Source organism: Pseudomonas resinovorans NBRC 106553 (assembly GCF_000412695.1).
Classification (GTDB): Bacteria; Pseudomonadota; Gammaproteobacteria; order Pseudomonadales; family Pseudomonadaceae; genus Metapseudomonas; species Metapseudomonas resinovorans_A.
This window is the reverse complement of record NC_021499.1, coordinates 1,856,180-1,874,436: the sequence shown is the minus strand read 5'-3', so window position 1 is coordinate 1,874,436 and position 18,257 is coordinate 1,856,180. Positions and strand designations below refer to the sequence as shown.

Annotated in this window: 19 protein-coding genes; 10 read left to right on the top strand and 9 right to left on the bottom strand. The window is 65.3% G+C overall.

Annotated features, from left to right (window positions below; genetic code table 11):
• Positions 1–164 precede the first annotated feature (164 nt).
• The 4 genes from PCA10_RS08660 to PCA10_RS08645 all read left to right on the top strand — a co-directional run bounded on the left by PCA10_RS08660 (position 165) and on the right by PCA10_RS08645 (position 2,148).
• Positions 165–671: a cytochrome C gene (locus PCA10_RS08660; protein WP_144276955.1), complete on the top strand. Its 507-nt coding sequence runs from the start codon at positions 165–167 to the stop codon at positions 669–671.
• Between the two features lie 253 nt (positions 672–924).
• The gene (locus PCA10_RS08655) at positions 925–1,134 is read left to right on the top strand and encodes a cold-shock protein (RefSeq protein ID WP_016491681.1); all 210 of its coding nucleotides are present in this window, start codon (positions 925–927) and stop codon (positions 1,132–1,134) included.
• Positions 1,135–1,225: 91 nt separating this feature from the next.
• Complete coding sequence (locus tag PCA10_RS08650) at positions 1,226–1,405, top strand: hypothetical protein (RefSeq protein ID WP_016491680.1); 180 nt, start codon at positions 1,226–1,228, stop codon at positions 1,403–1,405.
• 188 nt (positions 1,406–1,593) lie between these two features.
• Positions 1,594–2,148, top strand: a complete 555-nt coding sequence (locus tag PCA10_RS08645; protein WP_016491679.1) for a hypothetical protein — start codon at positions 1,594–1,596, stop codon at positions 2,146–2,148.
• Positions 2,149–2,468: 320 nt separating this feature from the next.
• Here the strand turns inward: PCA10_RS08645 and PCA10_RS08640 are convergent, their stop codons facing one another.
• Positions 2,469–3,395 carry a LysR substrate-binding domain-containing protein gene (locus PCA10_RS08640; protein ID WP_016491678.1) on the bottom strand — a complete coding sequence of 309 codons (927 nt, stop codon included), beginning with the start codon at positions 3,393–3,395 and terminating at the stop codon, positions 2,469–2,471.
• Between the two features lie 124 nt (positions 3,396–3,519).
• Between PCA10_RS08640 and PCA10_RS08635 the strand changes: the two genes are divergently transcribed.
• Positions 3,520–4,455 (top strand): DMT family transporter, encoded by a 936-nt coding sequence (locus PCA10_RS08635; protein WP_016491677.1) that lies wholly within the window; start codon positions 3,520–3,522, stop codon positions 4,453–4,455.
• Positions 4,456–4,459: 4 nt separating this feature from the next.
• Here PCA10_RS08635 and PCA10_RS08630 read toward each other — a convergent pair whose 3' ends face one another.
• Positions 4,460–5,371, bottom strand: a complete 912-nt coding sequence (locus PCA10_RS08630; RefSeq protein ID WP_016491676.1) for a c-type cytochrome domain-containing protein — start codon at positions 5,369–5,371, stop codon at positions 4,460–4,462.
• Between the two features lie 285 nt (positions 5,372–5,656).
• Here PCA10_RS08630 and PCA10_RS08625 point away from each other — a divergent pair, with 285 nt between their 5' ends.
• Positions 5,657–5,980, top strand: coding sequence for a hypothetical protein (locus PCA10_RS08625; RefSeq protein ID WP_016491675.1), 324 nt, complete (start codon positions 5,657–5,659; stop codon positions 5,978–5,980).
• A 46-nt stretch (positions 5,981–6,026) separates the two neighbouring features.
• On the opposite strand, the gene PCA10_RS08620 is transcribed toward PCA10_RS08625, so the two are convergent.
• Positions 6,027–6,287: a DUF3509 domain-containing protein gene (locus PCA10_RS08620; RefSeq protein ID WP_016491674.1), complete on the bottom strand. Its 261-nt coding sequence runs from the start codon at positions 6,285–6,287 to the stop codon at positions 6,027–6,029.
• A gap of 466 nt (positions 6,288–6,753) precedes the next feature.
• Entirely contained in the window at positions 6,754–7,590 is an 837-nt protein-coding gene (locus PCA10_RS08615) for a CvfB family protein (RefSeq protein ID WP_016491673.1), read from the bottom strand.
• 303 nt (positions 7,591–7,893) lie between these two features.
• Between PCA10_RS08615 and PCA10_RS08610 the strand changes: the two genes are divergently transcribed.
• Complete coding sequence (locus PCA10_RS08610; protein ID WP_016491672.1) at positions 7,894–10,221, top strand: LTA synthase family protein; 2,328 nt, start codon at positions 7,894–7,896, stop codon at positions 10,219–10,221.
• Between the two features lie 173 nt (positions 10,222–10,394).
• Here PCA10_RS08610 and PCA10_RS08605 read toward each other — a convergent pair whose 3' ends face one another.
• Together PCA10_RS08605 and PCA10_RS08600 are read right to left on the bottom strand one after the other, a co-directional pair.
• Entirely contained in the window at positions 10,395–11,687 is a 1,293-nt protein-coding gene (locus PCA10_RS08605) for a hypothetical protein (protein WP_016491671.1), read from the bottom strand.
• A gap of 158 nt (positions 11,688–11,845) precedes the next feature.
• Complete coding sequence (locus tag PCA10_RS08600) at positions 11,846–12,904, bottom strand: HAD family hydrolase (RefSeq protein ID WP_016491670.1); 1,059 nt, start codon at positions 12,902–12,904, stop codon at positions 11,846–11,848.
• Between the two features lie 216 nt (positions 12,905–13,120).
• Here PCA10_RS08600 and PCA10_RS08595 point away from each other — a divergent pair, with 216 nt between their 5' ends.
• Positions 13,121–14,098: a zinc-dependent alcohol dehydrogenase family protein gene (locus PCA10_RS08595; protein WP_016491669.1), complete on the top strand. Its 978-nt coding sequence runs from the start codon at positions 13,121–13,123 to the stop codon at positions 14,096–14,098.
• Between the two features lie 135 nt (positions 14,099–14,233).
• Here PCA10_RS08595 and PCA10_RS08590 read toward each other — a convergent pair whose 3' ends face one another.
• The 3 genes from PCA10_RS08590 to PCA10_RS08580 form a co-directional block, all read right to left on the bottom strand.
• Positions 14,234–14,512, bottom strand: a complete 279-nt coding sequence (locus PCA10_RS08590; RefSeq protein WP_016491668.1) for a DUF1294 domain-containing protein — start codon at positions 14,510–14,512, stop codon at positions 14,234–14,236.
• On the bottom strand, positions 14,509–15,645 hold the full coding sequence (locus tag PCA10_RS08585) for a PQQ-dependent sugar dehydrogenase (RefSeq protein ID WP_016491667.1): 1,137 nt from the start codon (positions 15,643–15,645) through the stop codon (positions 14,509–14,511). The genes PCA10_RS08590 and PCA10_RS08585 overlap by 4 nt, the downstream gene beginning before the upstream one ends.
• Before the next feature lie 113 nt (positions 15,646–15,758).
• A complete protein-coding gene (locus PCA10_RS08580) occupies positions 15,759–17,087 on the bottom strand; it encodes a DEAD/DEAH box helicase (RefSeq protein ID WP_016491666.1) in 1,329 nt (442 codons plus the stop codon).
• 139 nt (positions 17,088–17,226) lie between these two features.
• Here PCA10_RS08580 and PCA10_RS08575 point away from each other — a divergent pair, with 139 nt between their 5' ends.
• Together PCA10_RS08575 and PCA10_RS08570 are read left to right on the top strand one after the other, a co-directional pair.
• Positions 17,227–17,772, top strand: coding sequence for a dihydrofolate reductase family protein (locus PCA10_RS08575; protein WP_016491665.1), 546 nt, complete (start codon positions 17,227–17,229; stop codon positions 17,770–17,772).
• Positions 17,769–18,224 carry an NUDIX hydrolase gene (locus PCA10_RS08570; protein ID WP_016491664.1) on the top strand — a complete coding sequence of 152 codons (456 nt, stop codon included), beginning with the start codon at positions 17,769–17,771 and terminating at the stop codon, positions 18,222–18,224. Before PCA10_RS08575 ends, PCA10_RS08570 begins: the two co-directional genes overlap by 4 nt.
• The last annotated feature ends 33 nt before the right edge of the window (positions 18,225–18,257 follow it).

Below are 18,257 nucleotides of genomic sequence, written 5' to 3'. Positions count from 1 at the left end.
CAGGGATCGTCGCCCTTCAAGGAAAGCCCCTCGAGACGGGACTGTCCAGCCGCCCCTGCATTCCATTGACCCAGCTCAATCGACTGACAACTGGCCATCCAGGCCGCGCAGGCGGAACCGGGCTGCTATGTTTTTCTGGTCATCCCCCTTCTGCGGGTCCCACCATGTCCCCGACCGTCGCTGCCCCACGGGCACTCCCAGGCGCATTGGACGCGCGCCGCCGTACCCTGCTCTCCGTCCTGCTGCTGTGCCTGGTGGCACCAGCCCAGGCCGAAACCGACCCGGTGGCGCGCGGGCGCTACCTGATCCAGGTTTCCGGCTGCAACGACTGCCACACCGCGGGCTGGATGGAGTCGGCCGGCCAGGTAGCCGAAGGCCAGTGGCTGACCGGCAGCCCGCTGGGCTGGCGCGGCCCCTGGGGCACCACCTATGCCTCGAACCTGCGCCTGGTGGCGCAGAACCTCGGCGAGCGGCAATGGCTGGAGCACGCGCGACGGGAATGGCGGCCACCGATGCCCTGGTTCAACCTGCGGCGGATGGACGATGGCGACCTGCTGGCGATCTACCGCTACATCCGCCACCTGGGCCCGGCCGGCAGCATGGTTCCAGCCTTCGTGCCGCCCGGACAGGCACCGGAAAAGCCCTACGCGCAGTTTCCCGGCGCAAACTGACCGACCGCCGGTCGATGCCCCCGAGAACCCGCCGTAGAGAGCGGCGGCGGTGTGGCGAAGTGGCGCTGGTGAATTAAAAGATTAGGCATTCCTCGAAAGCGAAGGTATTGTGTCGAGCGCTGTGATGCGTGTGTCACCGGGAAACGGTCTGTACTTTAGCGGTCCCTTTTTCATCGGTTGCCGACTCTCTGCACTCAGTGACAGGCTGGAAGGTTCCAGCCCAGCGATAATTCAGTTTCTAGGAGACATTCCAATGTCCGAGCGCCAAACCGGCACCGTCAAGTGGTTCAACGATGAAAAGGGCTTCGGCTTCATTACCACCGATAACGGCCCGGATCTGTTCGTTCACTACCGTTCCATCCAAAGCGCCGGCTTCAAAAGCCTGAAGGAAGGCCAGAAAGTCTCCTTCATCGCCGTGCAGGGCCAGAAAGGCCTGCAAGCCGACGAAGTGCAAGTGATCTAATCACGAGCCGAAAGAAAACCGGCCTACGGGCCGGTTTTTTTTTCAGTGCGACAGATAGCTCCAGATAGTGTCAGCGAGTAGAGAAAGCGAAATGCGTATCAAGACTTCCCACAGCAGCACCCCCAAGGCCCCCGCCGCCACCACCAACAGCGAAGCCCTGGACGCCCAGATCGCTGCATTCCTCAAGCAGGGTGGCGAGATCCAGGAAATCGCCAAAGGCGTCAGCGCTCAGGTTGCTCCGAGCCGCCACATTCGCATCGGCAACAAGTAAGACCCTCCTGGCGCCCACGGGTGGGCGGGGACCAGCCCCGTCGCCCGGCGCCATCGCCGCCCCGCCAATGGGCGGATGCCGCTTGTACACCGACTCACCGCGCTACACTTCCATCCAGGCCCAAAGCGGCCGGAACTGGGGGATTCAGCCGGATGGGGGCCCGGTGTCAGCCAGATGGGAGGTGTCCCATGCAGCGGCACTATTACATCAGCGACAACCTCAAGGACCTGGAAAAGGTCGAAGACGAGCTCGAGTCCCAGGGTATCGATCATGAGCAGATTCACGTGCTCAGCGAACGCGATGCCGACATCGAGCACTACCACCTCCACGACGTCTCCTCCGTGATGAAGCGCGACATGCTGCATTCCGGCCTGATCGGCGTCGGCATCGGCCTGGCCTTGGCGGCCCTGGTGATGCTGGTGGCCTGGTTCAGCGGCTGGACCGGCACGGCGGCTGGCTGGATCCCGTTCATCTTCCTCGCCATCGCCCTGTTCGGCTTCAGCGTCTGGGAAGGCAGCCTGTTCGGGATACAGACCCCCAACGCGGTGGTGAAACGCTTTCAGCCCACCCTGGACGAAGGCAAGCATGTGTTCTTCGTCGACGTGAAACCCGCCCAGGAAGCCATCCTCTCCCGCGTCGTCAGCCACCATCCGCTGCTCAGGATCGCCGGCACTGGCCAAGCCACGCCGGACTGGGCCGAAGGCTTGCAGCACCGACTCCACCAAATTCGCAGAATGATCTAGGTTCACGACGAGAACTGCCTGCGCTCGGTGATGCGTCGTTAAAAATCGGTTCGGAAGCCGCTTGCGACTAACGCGCTTTAGCGCGGCCCGGAGGGCGAGCGGAGCGAGTAATGCTCATTTACAACTCGTAAACTCGCGTGCGAGCCCAGTCCGCTTCCTCACCGATTTGACTCGCTAGCGCTCGCCCTTCGGGCCAGCCTTCGGCTGTTACTCCCGTTGGTCGTTGTGCCTAGCCTGACCTTCGCTCGACGATTTTTCGTCCGGAACCTTCCCCGCTCGCGGCGGCGAATGCAACGCCTGGCGTCATCCGCCGCTTCAACTCAGCTGTCCAGCTCCGGCACGGCACTGGCGCGGGCTTCGGCCAGCAACCAGTCGATCAGGCGGCGCACCTTCTCAGTCGGCGGCGACCTGCGGCTCCAGGCCAGGCGGTAGGCCCAGGGGGTCGCCAGGCGACAGTGCTCGCCAAAGGGCAGCAGCAATCGGCCATTGGCGATGTCGTCGCAGGCCAGGGCGGTGGAGCCCAGGGCGAACCCCTGGCCACTCACCGCGCCCTGTATGGCGTGGCCGATCAGGCCGAAACGCATCCCGCCCTTCACCGGTCCCGGCTCGCCCACATAAGTGGCGAACCAGTCCTCCCAGCTCGGCAGCTGCAGGTTGGCGTTGTTCTTCCAGTGGGTATGGATCAGCCGCGCGCCAAGCATGTCGCGCGGCTCGCGCACAGCACCGAACTGTTCCAGGTAGGCCGCGCTGCACACCGGGAAGAACTCCTCCTGGAACAGCAGCTCGCTGGCCGGCATGGGCGCATCGGTGGTGGTGAAGCGGATCGCCAGGGTCGCCTCGCCACGCTCCAGATCCACCAGTTGCTCGGTCGCCTCCAGGCTGAGGGTGATATCCGGGTTGCCAGCGGCGAACTGGTTGAGCCGGCGCATCAGCCAATGGCTGGCGATGGAGGGCGCGCAGGTGATGTGAATCGGCCCTTCGTCCTGGTTGCGCAGCTCGTCGGCGCCACGGGTCAGCAGCTCGAAGGCCTGGGTGACGGTAGCCGCCAGGCGACGGCCATTGTCGTTGAGGCTGACGGTGTTGCGGGTGCGGTCGAACAGGCTCACGCCCAGCTCGTTCTCCAGCAGGCGGATCTGCCGGCTCACGGCACCCGGGGTCACCGACAGCTCCTCGGCGGCCTCGGTGAAGTTGCGGCTGCGCGCGGCCACCTCGAAGGTGCGCAGGGCGATGAGTGAAGGGAGACGCATAGGAGTTCGCTTTGAGTTTCAGTCAAAGCATGATGACAAATCATCGTTTGAATGCAAGGCGCCCGAGGACCGATCCTGCCTACCATTGGCGGCGCCTGCCGCTCTCTGTCTTGCGAGTCGTACGATGAAACCCTCCCGCCTCCCCCTGGACTGGTTCGCCTGCGGACTGATGTTCGTCCTCTGTATCTGCTGGGGCTTCCAGCAGGTGGCGATCAAGCTGACCCTGGACGACGTGCCGTCCATCCTGCAGCTGGCCGTCCGCTCAGGCGGCGCCGCCCTGGTGCTGGGCGCCCTGGTGCTGTGGAAGGAAGGCCGCGCAGCCTTCAGCGACGGCACCCTGCTGCCGGGTATCACCGTGGGGGCGCTGTTCGGCCTGGAGTTCCTGTTCATCGGCGAAGCGTTGAACCACACCAGCGCCTCCCACGTGTCGGTGTTCCTCTACACCGCGCCCATGTTCGCCGCCCTCGGCCTGCACCTGATGCTGCCCGAGGAACGCCTCTCGCCCGTGCAATGGCTGGGGGTTCTGGTGGCCTTCGGCGGCATCGCCTCGGCGTTCCTCGGCAAGCCGGCGAACGCTCCCGGCAACATGCTGCTGGGTGACACCTACGCCCTGCTCGGCGCCCTCGCCTGGGGCGCAACCACCCTGGTGATCCGTGGCTCGAGCCTGTCCGAGGCCAACCCGGTGAAGACCTTGTTCTACCAATTGTTCGGTGCCGCCCTGCTGCTGGGCGTGGTCGCCTTCAGTACCGGCACGACCGAAATGCATCTGACCGAAAAAGCCATCGTCAGCCTGGTGTTCCAGGTGGTGGTGATCGCCCTGGTGAGCTACCTGGCCTGGTTCTGGTTGCTGCGCCGCTACCTGGCCACACGCCTGTCGGTGCTGTCGTTCATGACACCGCTGTTCGGGGTCAGCTTCGGCGTGCTGGTGCTGGGGGAGACCATCGACCTGTCTTTCGCCATAGGCGCCACCCTGGTACTGGGCGGCATCGTGCTGGTCAGCGGCGCCGAACTGCTGCGTGGCCGCCAGCGACGCAAGGCGCTGGCCACTTCCGAGGGGTGATCCTTCAACGCCGGCGGATGCGCTCCACCAGCACCCGTCCGTCCTGGCCCCAGCGTCCACGCACTTCCACGTAGTCGCCAACCCCCGGCGACTTGTCGATGCGCGTCTCCGGCCCCACCACCAGTTGCAGCGAATCCAGGGTCCAGCCCTCGCCCAACACCCCCTGCAGGCGCACCCGCGAGCCCACCGGGCTGGGCGCCGGCTGGCCGTCGGCGTCGCGGGCGCCCTGGTCGATCCAGTCGACGATCAGCTGGATCTCCTCGTCGCTGAGAAACGGCGGACCGTCGTAGGGCATCTGCGGCTGCGACTGGCCCCGGATGCGCCGCACCAGCTCGCTGGCGCCGGAGACACCGGGCACCACACGCACGCGCTCGTCGCGATCGAGGATGGCGGCATAGGAGTTCAGCAGCAGGCCCTCGGGCGCCGAGCCCATCAGGCCGTAGGGGGAATGGCATTTGACACAGCGGCTGGCGAAGATCGGCGCCACATGGCTGTAGGTGACCGGCTGGCCCGGCGGCGGACGCTGCAACGGTGCCGGTTCCACACTGGCGTTCGCCGGACGGCTACCCGGTTGCAGACCACCCTCGACCCAGCCCTCGAACAGGGCGATCTCGGCGTCGCTGAGAAACGGCGGCCCGGTCATGGGCATGCGCGGCTGGGTCTGGCCCTTGAGCCGGCGGATCAGCTCGCTGCCCGCCGCATCGCCACCCTTTACCACCGGACGACGGCTGCCCTTGAGCAACTCGTCGAGGCTGGTCAGGCGCAGGCCCAGGGGCGCGGCTTCACCGGCGTGGCACATCACGCAGCGGGCCTGGAGGATTGGCTGGATATCGTCGAATGTCGGCGGTTGCGCCAAGGCCATTGCCGGCCCCAGCAGTAACCAGCCCAGCGTGCCGCGCACTTTTCCCTTGCCCATATCGACCCGCCTCGCGCACCGGTTGGCCTGGCTAAGGGTAGTTAAACAAGACGTATTGAACAGGCCTGTGGAACCCCGCCACTATCCGCCGGTCAGTCTATTCGAGGTCGGCGGAAGTCGGCCCCAGGCCCTGGGCTCCAATCAGTCGCCGCTGTGGAGCCCAGGGCTTTCTTCTACACATCCCATCAGAAACGTCCGCACACAGAATCGTCGACCAGGCTGGTTTCCTCAGACGCTGCCGTAGGCAATGATGGCCGCCGCGTGTCGAAACTGGAGAATCACTGCATGAAATCTGCCCCCCGCCTCACCGCCCTGCTGCTCGGCGCCGGCCTTCTGGCCAGCCTCGCCGGCTGCGACCTGGCCGAAGAGTCGGCCAACAAACTGGCGGAGAAAGCCGAGGCGGCCGCCCAGGAAATCGCCCGGGAAGCCATCGGCGAAGCGGTCAAAGAGCTGAACAAGCAAGTCGACGACGTCCAGGCGTCGGCCAAGGAACTCCTGGGTGAACAACCCAAGGAAGAAGCTCGCGAAGAGTCGCCGCGCGCGCCGTCGAACAAGGATGAAGCAAGGGATGGGGACGACATGCTGCCCCCTTCCGGCGTCGAGACCTGAGCCCTTCAGGACGCAGCCGCGACACGCCTGTCGCGGCCACCCGCCCTCAGGCGCGCAAGTAGCGCGGCAGGGGCCTGCGGTGGAGCACCTTGAGGGACTCCACCGGGGGAACCTCCCCATGTTCCAGCGCCAGATCGCGCTGGAGCGTGCTGATCAGCCAATCCAGCTGCACCGTCGCCGCCACCACGCGCTGGAAGAATTTCCCCTCGCGTTCCAGCGTCAGGACAAAGCCGCCATCGGGCCGGGGCTTGGTGCTCAGCTCGTATTCCGGAAAGGCGCCGATCAGTTTGTCGAAATCCAGATCCATGTCTTCTCTCCCAGAAAGTTAGTTGCTCCTGCACCCCATAGGCTATGTGCGACAAGTGCCTGCGCTCGGTGATACTTCGTTAAAAATCGGTTCGGAAGCCGCTTGCGGCTAACGCGCTTTAGCGCGGCCCGGAGGGCGAGCTGAGCGAGTAATGCTCATTAACAGGCGTTAACTCGCGTGCGAGCCCAGTCCGCTTCCTCACCGCTTTTTGCCTCGTCCGACCGTCGCTCGGCGACTTTTCGCACATAGCCTGAATCGTGCATGCCTGCGCTATGACAACGGAAATCCCAAATAAATCAGTCCTTTGCGAAATTTTTAAACAATTTTTGCCATGCATTGCGCACGATTCACGGCCCCACCGACGTGCACTTTGCAACCCCCATACAAGGCAAAACCCCCGATCAGGCCTGACGCCGGATCGGGGGTTTTGTATTCAACGCCGCGGCTGACGCGGCCTGCGGGGCGATCAGAGCAGTTCGATACGATCGTCGTCGATACGGATCAGACCCTGCTTGTAGAGGCCGCCGATGGCCTTCTTGAAGTTGCCCTTGCTGACACCGAAGCGCTGGCTGATCAGCTCCGGCGGGCTCTTGTCGGAGAGGTTCAGCACCCCGCCCTCGGCGCGCAGCGCGGCGATGATCTGTTCGCCCAGGCCGCTGACCGCCTCGGTGCCCACCGGTTGCAGGCTCAGGCTGATCTTGCCGTCGGGGCGGAGCTCCTTGATGTAGCCCTGCTCGCGCATGCCGCTGCGGAGGAACTTGAACACCTCGTTCTTGTGGATCAGGCCCCAGTGCTGGCCGTCGATGATGGCCTTGTAGCCGAGGTCGGTCTTGTCCACCACCAGCAGGTCGACGGCCTGGCCGGGCTGGTAGCGCGGCGGTGTGTTGTCCAGGTAGCGGTCCAGGCGGGCGGTGGCGGTGATGCGCCGCGTGCGCTTGTCGAGGTAGACGTGGACCACGCAGTAGTCACCCACCTGCAGCGGGCGCTTCTCTTCCGAGTGCGGCAGCAGCAGGTCCTTGGGCAGGCCCCAGTCGAGGAACAGGCCGACGCGGTTGATCTCCACCACCTTGAGGCTGGCGAAGCCGCCCACCTGCACCTTGGGTTTCTGGGTGGTGGCCAGCGGGCGGTCCTCGCTGTCCAGGTAGAGGAAGACGTTCAGCCAGTCACCTTCTTCGGTGGGCTCGTCCTTGGGTATGTAGCGATTGGGCAGGAGTATCTCGCCGTCCGGGCCGCCATCCAGGTACAGGCCGAAGTCGGTGTGCTTGACCACCTGGAGAGAATTGAAACGCCCGATTAGTGCCATCTTCGCTACCTCTTTGAGTCGAGGCCGCATTCTACTCGCTGGCCCGGCTCCTGGGTGAATCACGATGCCCGGCAGTGGAAAAAGCCGCGCGGTCGGCAACAGGTTGCAAAGACCTCTGTCCGCCCCGCCGTTGAGGCCATTCGTCGTCGGACGGGCCGCAAAAAGCATCCTGAATTTTCATTCTGCAAAACTGTCTACTGGTCGCTAGCACGATGATGTTTCAGAATCGTGTCGTCGCTACAACGACCCCACGTTTTCCGGCATCGAACGACGGATTCTCACTGCCCCATCTCAGGAGTTCCTGTGCGCCCATTCAGCCGTTGGCTGTCGCAGTCCCTTTCGCTCGCAACACTAGGCGTACTGTTCCTGGTGATTCCCCTTGCCGGTCGCTACTGGCTGGGCTGGTCCAACCCGTTTGGCTACCTGTCCGACCTCGCCTTCGGCAGCTTCCTGATCGTCCTGCTCTACGGCCGCCCACTCCTGCTGGCGCTGCCGCTGATGCTGTTCTGGTACCTGATGATCCTCGGCAACGCCGAGCTGGTGGGCGCCGTTGGCCGTATGCCGGAGCCGGGCGACCTCAAGTACCTGCTCGACCCGCAATTCGTCAGCCATTCCACCCAGGGCGGCGGCATCACCCACCCCTACCTCGCCGTGGCGCTGGGCGCCAGCGTGCTGGCCTGCCTGCTGTGCTGGCGACGCCGGCACCGTCCGCTGAACTGGAAGTGGTTCGCCGCGCCGGCCGCGTTGCTGGCGGGGCACATGACCCTGCAACAGGTGCAGCCCAGCGATGCGGACCAGTGGCAGCAGTTCAACCTGCCGCACAAGCTGATGGCCAGTGCGGTGAACAGCGGCCAGCTCGCGGTGGAAGACTGGCTCGACGGCGACCAGCCCGACACGCCGCCGGATATCGCCGGCCTGGCACGCCTGGACCTCGACGGCACACCCCTGCTCCCCGGCCCCGGCCGCGCGCGCAACGTGCTGGTGATCACCCTGGAAGGTATTCCCGGCGCCTACATCGCCGCCAACCGCGCCGCGATCAACAGCGGTTACCAGGACTCGCTGATGCCCAAGCTCAGCGCCTGGGCCGAGCGCGCCATGACCACCCCGGACTACGTCCTGCACAGCCACCAGACCATTCGCGGCCTCTACGCCATGCTCTGCGGCGACTACAGCAAGCTGGACTCGGGCACGCCCAAGGGTCTGGAGCTGCTGAACAACCCTGCTCGCGCCAAGGCCTGCCTGCCCGCGCAGATGCACCAGCACGGCTTCAGCACCCATTTCCTGCAAGGGGCGGGGCTGCGCTTCATGGCCAAGGACAAGATCATGCCGCAGATGGGCTTCGACAAGACCCTGGGGCGCGACTGGTTCCGCAACAAGGCTTACCTGGAATTCCCCTGGGGCATGGACGACAAGGCCTTCTTCGAAGGTGCGCAGACCTACGTGAAGCAACTGCGCCAGCAGAAGAAACCCTGGATGCTCACCCTGCTCACCGTCGGTACCCACCAGCCCTACTCGGCACCGGCCGACTACCTGATGCGCTACCCGGACGCCAAGAAAGCTGCCATCGCCTACCTGGATGACGCCGTGGACGCCTTCCTCACCGGCCTGGAAAAACAGGGCGTGCTGAAGAACACCCTGGTGATAGTCACCTCCGACGAATCCCACGGCATCGAGAACGTCCGCCTCGCCTCGGCCTGGGGCTTCAACCTGGTGCTGGCGCCGGAACAGGCCGCGCTGCCGCCGATCAAGGCCGGCGTCTACGGCCACGTCGACCTCACCGCCTCGATCCTCGACTACTTCGGCTACCGGGTACCGCAGAACCTCTCCGGACGCTCGCTGTTCCGCGACTACGCCAGCGGCCGCGAGATCATGTCCTACACCAACGGCAAGCTGCGCTACCACGACGGCAAGGACACCTTCACCGAATGCGACTTCCGCCAGGTCTGCCGGCGCTACCAGAGCGAGGGCTTCATCGCCGACGGCGCACGCTACCTGGGCAGCTACAGCGGCAAGAAGGCGCGCCTGGTGAGCCAGCGCGCGGCACTGCTGGACCAGTCCCTGCAAGGCGGCAACCTCGGCCAGGAATACCAGTTCGCCACCCGCGAGCGCATCCGCCTGAAGGAAAAGGCCAAGGACGACTGGGCCGACAACCTGATCGGCGCGCAGTACATGGAGCTGCCCAAGCACAGCCGCACCAATGTGCAGATGACCATCAAGGTATTGCGCATGGACCGCCAGGGTGCCCAGCTGCGCTTGAAAGCCAAGGAATTCGAGCGTGACGTGGCCCTGCCGATCCCGGAGATGCCGCTGCTCAAGCAAGGCAAGCCGCTGCAGGTGAACTTCTCCTTCGACAACCCCGAGGCGCGCAAGGCCTTCTCCTTCCACCTGCTGGCCGAAGGTCGCGGGGTCATCCAGATCAGCGATTTCCGGGTGACCACCGAGCCCCTGCCGGCCCTGGCCGTGGAAGATGGCAGCCAGATCGCGCAGAAGCGACCGCTGCATCCCATCACCACCTTCTTCGGGCTGCTGGCGCGGCAACAGGACGCCATGGAGGGAGAACTGGAGAACCCCGGCGAGGAACGCGCCGTGCTCCCGGAAAGCACCGAGCTGCGGCTGCAGCAGTACCACTGAAGCCCCGCAACACCCGTAGGAGCGAATTCATTCGCGAAAAGCCCTGGCACGCTGCGTTACCGGGACGGGCCTGCGGCCCGTATCGCGATTGGAATCGCTCCTACCGTCAGTGCCACCTCAACGATTAGGCGGTGGTGCGCACAGCGCACCCTACCCACCTGCGCGCAAGTCTTCTACGGCACCGTCGTCCGGGTGGCGTTGCGGCTGTGGGCACCGAAGTGGCGGATCAGCCGCACCAGCGCCTGGTCGAGCTGGACGTCGTCGGGCAGCGACTCCAGCCGGTTGCCCTGGCTGAAGCCAGTTGCTGACTGACCACCGGCCAGCCATTTGGCGATGCGCGCGTCGAAGTCATCGGCGGCATCGAAGGACTCCTGGGACACCACCAGACGCAGGGACTCGCCGTCGAAGGGTGGATAGTCGCCATCCGTGCGCTGGTCCGCGTAGGCGCGCAGCAGCGGACTGTCGTTGCGGCCTTCCCGCAGCAGCTTGCGCAGCCAGTCGGCCTGGTACTGCTCCACGGCGGTATGCCGGTTGGCCACCTGCTCGATGGCCGCGCGCTTGTCGCTGTCCAGTCCGACCGCCGCCTTCAGGGCGATCCAGATCAGCTCGGACGTGCCATGCCCCGGCAGTACCTCGGCGTGATAGGGCTGGGTCAGGTCCTGGATGTAATGCAGGCCCCAGCCGAGGAAACGGTAGCCCCAGTACGGGTGGCCGCTCTCGAACGCGAAACGCGCCAGCCCCAGGTACTGCTGGACACGGACCTCGGGATAGGTGCGGGCCAGGTATGGCGCGGCGCGGTAGATGATCTCGTCCTCGTGGTAGTAGCCGATGTGGAACGGCGCCTGGGACGAGTACTCGAAACGGGCATCGCCAAAGGGCTGCTTGCCGAAGTTGTAGCGGCTGCCGACGTCTCCTGGGTTATCGCTGAACAGATTGATGTCGTGGCCGTAGTCCGGCTCGTCGGCGGCGCTGGCCACCACCGCCAGGGCCGGCAGGGTTTCGCCGGGCTGTACCTGGTAGAAACGCCACTCACGCCACACGCCCAGCTTGCGGAATACCAGCACGTCGGCGGCGTCCAGCAGCTTGTGGCCACGCCAGTCCATGCCCGGCAGGCCCTGAACGAAGTAGGCCAGCTTGATCTCGGGGTTCACCCGCAGCGCCGTCAGGAACGCCTTGCGATGGTCACCGCCATGGGTGGGAATCCAGCGCAGCTCGTCCGGGCGGGCCGGATAGTCGGGCAGGTTCTCGCGAAAGTACTCTTCCTGCTCGTCCAGCAACTGCTCCAGGGCCACGCCCTCTTCTTCGAGGAAGGACTCCAGGCTTTCCACCTGCACCGGCGGCGCGTCCTTGATCTGCGGCAGGCCGGCCAGCGCGAGGGCGGTGCCCAGGGCATGGTTGGACCAGGCCATGGCCGCAGTCGGCAGGCCGGCAAGGCTCAGGCTGAGGGCGAGCGCCAGGTACTTCATCGATCACTCCGGTACAGGGTTTCGAGCAAGGGGCGGCAGGTTAACAGTCGTGGCGCACGACTTCACTGTCCAGCCAGGACAGCCGGACTCACCAATCAAGCCGACAGGAGAACCCTAGTACATGAAGCGAAACGGCCGCCCAGGGGCGGCCGCTGTGCTCACTGGATGTCTTCGGGTACCACCACGATCCAGTTCTTGTCCGCCGTGACCGGCAGGCCCTGTTTCGCCTGGGCCTCGGCGTTGGCCTTCTGCATGGCGGTGATCTGGTCCATGTACTTGGCCTTGCGATTGATCCACAGGTTGATCCCGCCCTTCGCCACGTCGGTACCGTGGAACATCATGTAGCCGTCGCTGATGGGCGTGTCGCCGGCGGCCAGGATGGGCTTCTTCCACTCATCGATGTAAGTGAGGATCGCCGCGTACTTGCCGGACATCCAGGTAGCCGGGGTCCAGAGGTAGGGCGTCAGCTCCAGGTCGAGGTTGGCCTTCTCGTCGTACTGGCCGTCGGTGATCTGCTTGCGGCTGGTGGTCACCGCACCGGTCTTGCGGTCCTTCAGCAGCGTGGTGACGCCGATGACGTTCTCCGGCTTCACGTTGTAGCCGTACTTCGGGTCCGAGGCGACCATGCGCACCAGCTCCTCCAGGGCGGCGGTGATGACGTAGACCTCGATGCCGTTCTGGCTGAGCTTGTTCATCAGTTCCTGCTGCCCGGTGAAGAGCTTCGGCGGATTGACCTCGGTGGTCTTCACCTCGTCGCCTTCGTAGTAGGTGGCGGGGATCGGCTTGCCGTGGGCCATCAGTTCGTCGACATAGCCCTTCAGTTCGCGCAGGGTGAAACCGGAAAACACCTGGGCGACCCAGGGGTAACAGACCAGGTCGTCCACCTCGCAGAGGCGCAGGTAGTAGCTGTACAGGCTTTCCTTGTGGCCCTTCACGTCCTTGAACGGAATCAGCTTGAGCGAGGGATCGAGCTTCTCGCGGGAGAGCACGCCCTTCATCTCCAGGTAGGGCAGCAAGGACTCCTCCAGGTCGTAGCGGTAGCTGGTGTTATCCATGTCGAACACGGCGTAGTTACCCTGGTTGGCATGCTTGGCGATCATCTCGTCCAGCTGCTTCGCGGCAGGTTCCGGCCAGTGCTTGAGTTCGGTGGCGGCCTGGGCGGTACCCGCCAGGCTCAGGCACAACACGGCGGACATCAGTGTCTTGGCGATATTCATCTTCTTATTCCTTTGCCAGTTTGCATGTGTGTGACGAAGCCCCCACTTCGGCTTCGCCGCCGAACCTAGCAAAGACCCTGTGCCGTTCTGGCCCCGGAGCGACCCCCGACGTCCTCATTGCGCCATGCCATCAATGGGGCAAATGCCGGGGGATTCAGCGCCCCGCGCCCGGCAACGGCTAGACTCATGCTCCCCCAAGCCGCCAGGAGAAGCGTCATGCTCAAAGCCGAATACAAGACCCGTGGCCCCGTACCCCAGGACGTAATCGAAGCCGTGGAGTTCGAACTCCCCGCCGTGGCCGCCGGCCAGGCGCTGGTGAAAGTGCTGGCCGCGCCGATCAACCCCTCCGATGTGCTCACCCTGACCGGCGAATACGGCATGCTGCCGCCGCTGCCCGCCATCGGCGGCAACGAAGGCGTGGGTGAGGTGCTGGAAGTCGCCGCCGACGTGAGCAACCTCAAGCCCGGCCAGACCGTGCTGCTGCCAGTGGGCTGCGGCACCTGGCGTACCCACCTGATCGCCGACGCCAAGCAGCTGATCCCGCTACCCAGCGCCGATCCGCAGCAATTGGCGATGCTCACCGTCAACCCGCCCACCGCCTACCTGATGCTGCGCGACTTCGTCGAGCTGCAGCCGGGCGACTGGGTGATCCAGAACGCCGCCAACTCGGGCGTAGGAAGCTACCTGATCCAGCTGGCGAAGATCCGTGGACTGAAAACCATCAACGTGGTGCGCCGTGACTCGGCGGTGGCCGCCGTTGCGGCCGAAGGCGGCGACGTGGTGCTGGTGGACGGCCCCGACCTGCCCAAGCGCGTGCGCGAGGCCACCGGCGGTGCGCCCGTGAAGCTCGGCATCGACGCCGTGGGCGGCGCTTCCACCGACCACCTGGCGAACAGCCTGGCCGAAGGCGGCGTGCTGGTGAACTACGGCCGCATGAGTGGCGAACCCTGCCAGGTCAATCCGGGCTCCTTCGTGTTCCGCGACGTGACCCTCAAGGGCTTCTGGCTGGCCCGCTGGTTCCGCCAGGCCACCCCGCAGCAGCAGATGCAGCTGTTCGGCGAGCTGATCCAGCTGATCGCCAGCGGCAAGCTCAAGGCACGCATCGCCGCTACCTACGACATCAGCCAGGTCAAGGAAGCAGTGGCCGCCGCGGCCAGTGGCGAGCGGGACGGCAAGATAGTGCTGGTGCCCTGACGTTCGGTTGTTCGCACTATGTAGGTTGGCGCTGAGCGAAGCGAAGCCCGACATTGCACGTGTAACGTGCCGTTGGATCGTTGGGCTTCGCGGAGCTCAGCCCAACCTACGTGACTGCTGGGCCGCCGGCCCGCCCTACCCCACCAGCCAATACCCCAGCAAACCCAGGTGCACCGCCACGATCAGCCAGAACTTCACCTGGTAGGCGACCTTGCGATTCTTGTGACGGATCAGCCGTTGGGCCAGCAGGCCGCCCGGCCAACCACCCAGCAGTTCCAGCAGGTGCAGGCGCGCCTCGGGGATGCGCCGCGAGCCCGCCACCGCCAGGCGCTTGTCGCGCCAGTAGGCGCCAAAACACAGCAGGCTCATGCCGAGGTAGGCAAGCGCCAGCGCCTGCAGGGGGCCAATGCTCATTTCGCCTCCAGCCCCACCCGCAGCAACTGGCCCTTGGCTTCGTCGGTGAGCAGGTAGAGGTAGCCGTCCGGCCCCTGGCGCACATCGCGGATGCGCGCGTCGAGATCTTCCAGCAGGCGTTCTTCGTGCACCACGCGGTCACCCTCCAGTTGCAGGCGGATCAGTTGCTGCTGGGCCAGGGCGCCGATGAACAGGTTGTCGCGCCAGGCCGGAAAGCGCTCAGCACTATAGAAGGCCATGCCGCTGATGGCCGGCGAGCGTTCCCAGACATGGATCGGCTCCTCGGTGCCGGGCAGGGTCTTGCCCCTGGCCTCGGGAATCGGCAGCAGCGAGTAGTTGATGCCATGGGTTGCCAACGGCCAGCCGTAGTTCTTGCCGGCCTGGGGAATGTTCAGCTCATCGCCGCCACGGGGGCCGTGCTCGTGGGTCCAGAGCACGCCGGTGCGCGGGTTGAGCGCCGCGCCCTGCTGGTTGCGATGGCCGTAGGACCAGATTTCCGGACGCGCGCCGGCCTTGCCGACAAAGGGGTTGTCATCGGGAATGCGGCCGTCGGGGTGAATACGCACGACCTTGCCCTGCAGCTTGTCGAGATCCTGCGCGGTGCTGCGCTGGTTGTTCTCGCCCAGGGCGATGAACAGGTAGCCCTTGCCATCGAACACCAGGCGCGAGCCGAAGTGGATACCGCTGGAGAGCTTGGGTTCCTGGCGGAAGATCACCTGGAAGCCCTCCAGCCGGCTGGCGTCGTCGCTCAATCGACCACGCCCGACCGTGGTTCCGGCGGTACCGCCCTCACCGCCGCCTTCGGCGTAGGAGAGGTAGACCAGCCGGTCCTGGGCGAAGGTCGGTGACAACGCCACATCGAGCAGACCGCCCTGGCTGCGTGCGTAGACCTCCGGCACGCCACCCAGCGGCGGCGCCAGGCTGCCATCGGCAGCCACCAGTCGCAGCCGTCCGGGGCGTTCGGTGACCAGCATCCGGCCGTCCGGCAGGAACGCCAGCGCCCAGGGATTCTCCAATCCCGAAGCCACCACTTCGGTGGTCACCTTGCCGAGTTCACTGGGGTGCTGCTCAGGCGCAGCCTGGGCCAAGCCACCGATCAGGGCCAGCAGGCCCAGCCATATCTTCCTGGACATTTCCGTGAGCACCTCCGCGTGCGTTCGACCGCAAGGATTGTGCATCAGGCTGGCCGGGGCGCCAGGCCGCAATCTTTACCGCAGGTATCGATGCGACCCGCCGCAGGCCCGGATCACTCTTCGGTCTTGCGACGTTTGAGCGGCGCCAGGCCATCGCTGCTCACCACGCGGGTCTCCTCGCGCGGCTTGTTCGGCCGGCGCTTGGGTGCGGCGGCCTTGGCGGTGGTCTTCTTGTCGCCCTTCTTGTCGGTCTTTTTCTTCTTGACGCCGGCGGCCTTGCCGGACGCCTTGACCTTCTTCGGACCGCTGTAGGTGCCCTTGAGCTCCTTGATGGTCCGGCGCTCGAAGCTCTGCTTGAGGTAACGCTCGATGCTGGACATCAGGTTCCAGTCGTTATGGCAGATCAGCGAAATCGCCAGGCCCTCGCCACCGGCACGGCCGGTACGGCCGACACGGTGCACGTACTCGTCACCGGAACGCGGCATGTCGAAGTTGATCACCAGGTCCAGCCCTTCGATGTCCAGGCCACGGGCGGCGACGTCCGTGGCGACCAGCACCTTGGTACCGCCCTGCTTCACACGGTCGATGGCCAGCTTGCGGTCCTTCTGGTCCTTGTCGCCGTGCAGGACGAAGGCCTTGTAGCCGCCGGCCACCAGGTGGCCGTAGAGACGGTCGGCCTGGACACGGGTGTTGGTGAAGATGATCGCCTTCTGGTAGGTCTCGTTGGCCAGCAGCCAGCGCGCCAGCTGTTCCTTGTGCTCGGCATGGTCGGCCGTGATGATCTGATGGCGGGTGCCCTCGCTGAGCTGGTCGATGCTGTTCAGGCGCAGATGCAGCGGGTCGCGCAGCACATTGTTGGCCACTTCACGCAGGGCGTTGCCGCCGGTGGTGGCGGAGAACAGCAGGGTCTGCTGGCGATTGGCGCAGAGCTCGGTGATGCGCTGCATGTCCTCGGCGAAGCCCATGTCGAGCATGCGGTCGGCCTCGTCCAGCACCAGCACTTCGACTTCGCGCAGGTCCACGGTGCCGGAGTTGAGATGTTCGATCAGGCGGCCGGGGGTGGACACCAGCACGTCGGGCAGCTTGCGCAGCAGCGCGGCCTGCTCCTTGAAGTCCTCACCACCGGTGACGATGCCGGACTTGATGAAAGTGAACTGGGAGAACCGCTCCACTTCCTTCAACGTCTGCTGGGCCAGCTCGCGGGTGGGCAGCAGGATCAGCGAGCGGATGCGCTCGCGCGGCTTGGCTTCGCCGATCAGGCGGTTGAGCAGAGGCAGGACGAAGGCGGCGGTCTTGCCGCTGCCGGTCTGGGCGGTTACCCGCAGGTCGCGCCCTTCCAGGGCCGGCGGGATGGCCGCCACCTGCACCGGGGTCGGCTCGACGAATTTGAGTTCGGCAACGGCCTTGAGCAGACGTTCGTGCAGGGCGAATTGGGAAAACACGGTGCTACCTCTAATCGAAAGCGTAAACAGCTGCATAGGTTAACCGGAGTCGCGGGTAAACGCCCGATTTCCGTGCGACACAGCGACGGAAAACCCGCCCGGGTATAGGCTCAATCCACCCACCTCAGGAGCCCTGATCATGCAAGCCGCCCTGATCTACTACGTCGCCACCAGCCTCGATGGCTACATCGCCCGCCCCGATGGCCGCGTCGACTGGCTGCAAGCCCTGGACCAGGCCGGCGACGACCACGGCTTCCAGGCGTTCTACGACAGCATCGACGGGCTGCTGATGGGGCGGGTGACCTACGAAACCGTGCTCGCCTTCGGTGGCGACTGGCCCTACCCCGCCAAGCCCTGCACCGTGCTCACCCGTGGCGAGCCGACGCCCGCCACCGCGGATGTCCACATCAGCCATGACACCCCCGCCCAGGCCATCGAGCAGCTGGCCGCCCTGGGTTGCCGGCGCATCTGGCTGGTGGGTGGTGGCTCGCTGGCCGGGACCTGCTACTCTGCCGGGCTGCTCGACGAGCTGGTGGTCAGCATCATCCCGCGCATCCTCGGTGCCGGCATCCCGATGATCGCCACCAACCTCGAACGCCGCCTGCAGCTACGCGAGCAGCGCAGCTTCCCCACTGGCGTGGTGCAGCTGCACTACCAACTTCTTCCTGAAACCGAGACGCCATGACCACCCTGAACATCGCCGCCGCCTGCCTGCTGGACCCACAGGACCGCCTGCTACTGGTTCGCAAGCGCGGTACCCGGGCACTGATGCTGCCCGGCGGCAAGCGCGAAGCCGGCGAAAGCGCACTCCAGGCCCTGCAACGCGAACTCCTGGAAGAACTCCAGCTGCACCTGGATGCCTCGGCCCTTGAACCACTGGGCCGCTTCCGCGCGCCGGCCGCCAACGAGGCGGACACCTGGGTGGATGCCGAGATATTCGTCGCCCGCCTGCCCCACGCGGTCCAGGCGGCGGCCGAACTGGAGGAACTGGCCTGGCTGGAGCCGGGCCAGCCCCATCCGGAGAACCTGGCCCCGCTGCTGCGGGACCATGTGCTAGGCCTTGTACGAAAAGTCGTCGAGCGAAGGTCAGGCAAGGCGAAATCGGCCGAAGAAGCGCAGTTTACGTGTTGTAAATGAGCATTCTGAGGCCGATTTCAACGCAGCATCACC

Bases quoted from the DNA above. Each gene is read 5' to 3' on its own strand.
- PCA10_RS08660 (WP_144276955.1), top strand. From the start codon at position 165: ATGTCCCCGACCGTCGCTGCCCCACGGGCACTCCCAGGCGCATTGGAC.
- PCA10_RS08655 (WP_016491681.1), top strand. From the start codon at position 925: ATGTCCGAGCGCCAAACCGGCACCGTCAAGTGGTTCAACGATGAAAAG.
- PCA10_RS08650 (WP_016491680.1), top strand. From the start codon at position 1,226: ATGCGTATCAAGACTTCCCACAGCAGCACCCCCAAGGCCCCCGCCGCC.
- PCA10_RS08645 (WP_016491679.1), top strand. From the start codon at position 1,594: ATGCAGCGGCACTATTACATCAGCGACAACCTCAAGGACCTGGAAAAG.
- PCA10_RS08640 (WP_016491678.1), bottom strand. From the start codon at position 3,395: ATGCGTCTCCCTTCACTCATCGCCCTGCGCACCTTCGAGGTGGCCGCG.
- PCA10_RS08635 (WP_016491677.1), top strand. From the start codon at position 3,520: ATGAAACCCTCCCGCCTCCCCCTGGACTGGTTCGCCTGCGGACTGATG.
- PCA10_RS08630 (WP_016491676.1), bottom strand. From the start codon at position 5,371: ATGGGCAAGGGAAAAGTGCGCGGCACGCTGGGCTGGTTACTGCTGGGG.
- PCA10_RS08625 (WP_016491675.1), top strand. From the start codon at position 5,657: ATGAAATCTGCCCCCCGCCTCACCGCCCTGCTGCTCGGCGCCGGCCTT.
- PCA10_RS08620 (WP_016491674.1), bottom strand. From the start codon at position 6,287: ATGGATCTGGATTTCGACAAACTGATCGGCGCCTTTCCGGAATACGAG.
- PCA10_RS08615 (WP_016491673.1), bottom strand. From the start codon at position 7,590: ATGGCACTAATCGGGCGTTTCAATTCTCTCCAGGTGGTCAAGCACACC.
- PCA10_RS08605 (WP_016491671.1), bottom strand. From the start codon at position 11,687: ATGAAGTACCTGGCGCTCGCCCTCAGCCTGAGCCTTGCCGGCCTGCCG.
- PCA10_RS08600 (WP_016491670.1), bottom strand. From the start codon at position 12,904: ATGAATATCGCCAAGACACTGATGTCCGCCGTGTTGTGCCTGAGCCTG.
- PCA10_RS08595 (WP_016491669.1), top strand. From the start codon at position 13,121: ATGCTCAAAGCCGAATACAAGACCCGTGGCCCCGTACCCCAGGACGTA.
- PCA10_RS08590 (WP_016491668.1), bottom strand. From the start codon at position 14,512: ATGAGCATTGGCCCCCTGCAGGCGCTGGCGCTTGCCTACCTCGGCATG.
- PCA10_RS08585 (WP_016491667.1), bottom strand. From the start codon at position 15,645: ATGTCCAGGAAGATATGGCTGGGCCTGCTGGCCCTGATCGGTGGCTTG.
- PCA10_RS08575 (WP_016491665.1), top strand. From the start codon at position 17,227: ATGCAAGCCGCCCTGATCTACTACGTCGCCACCAGCCTCGATGGCTAC.
- PCA10_RS08570 (WP_016491664.1), top strand. From the start codon at position 17,769: ATGACCACCCTGAACATCGCCGCCGCCTGCCTGCTGGACCCACAGGAC.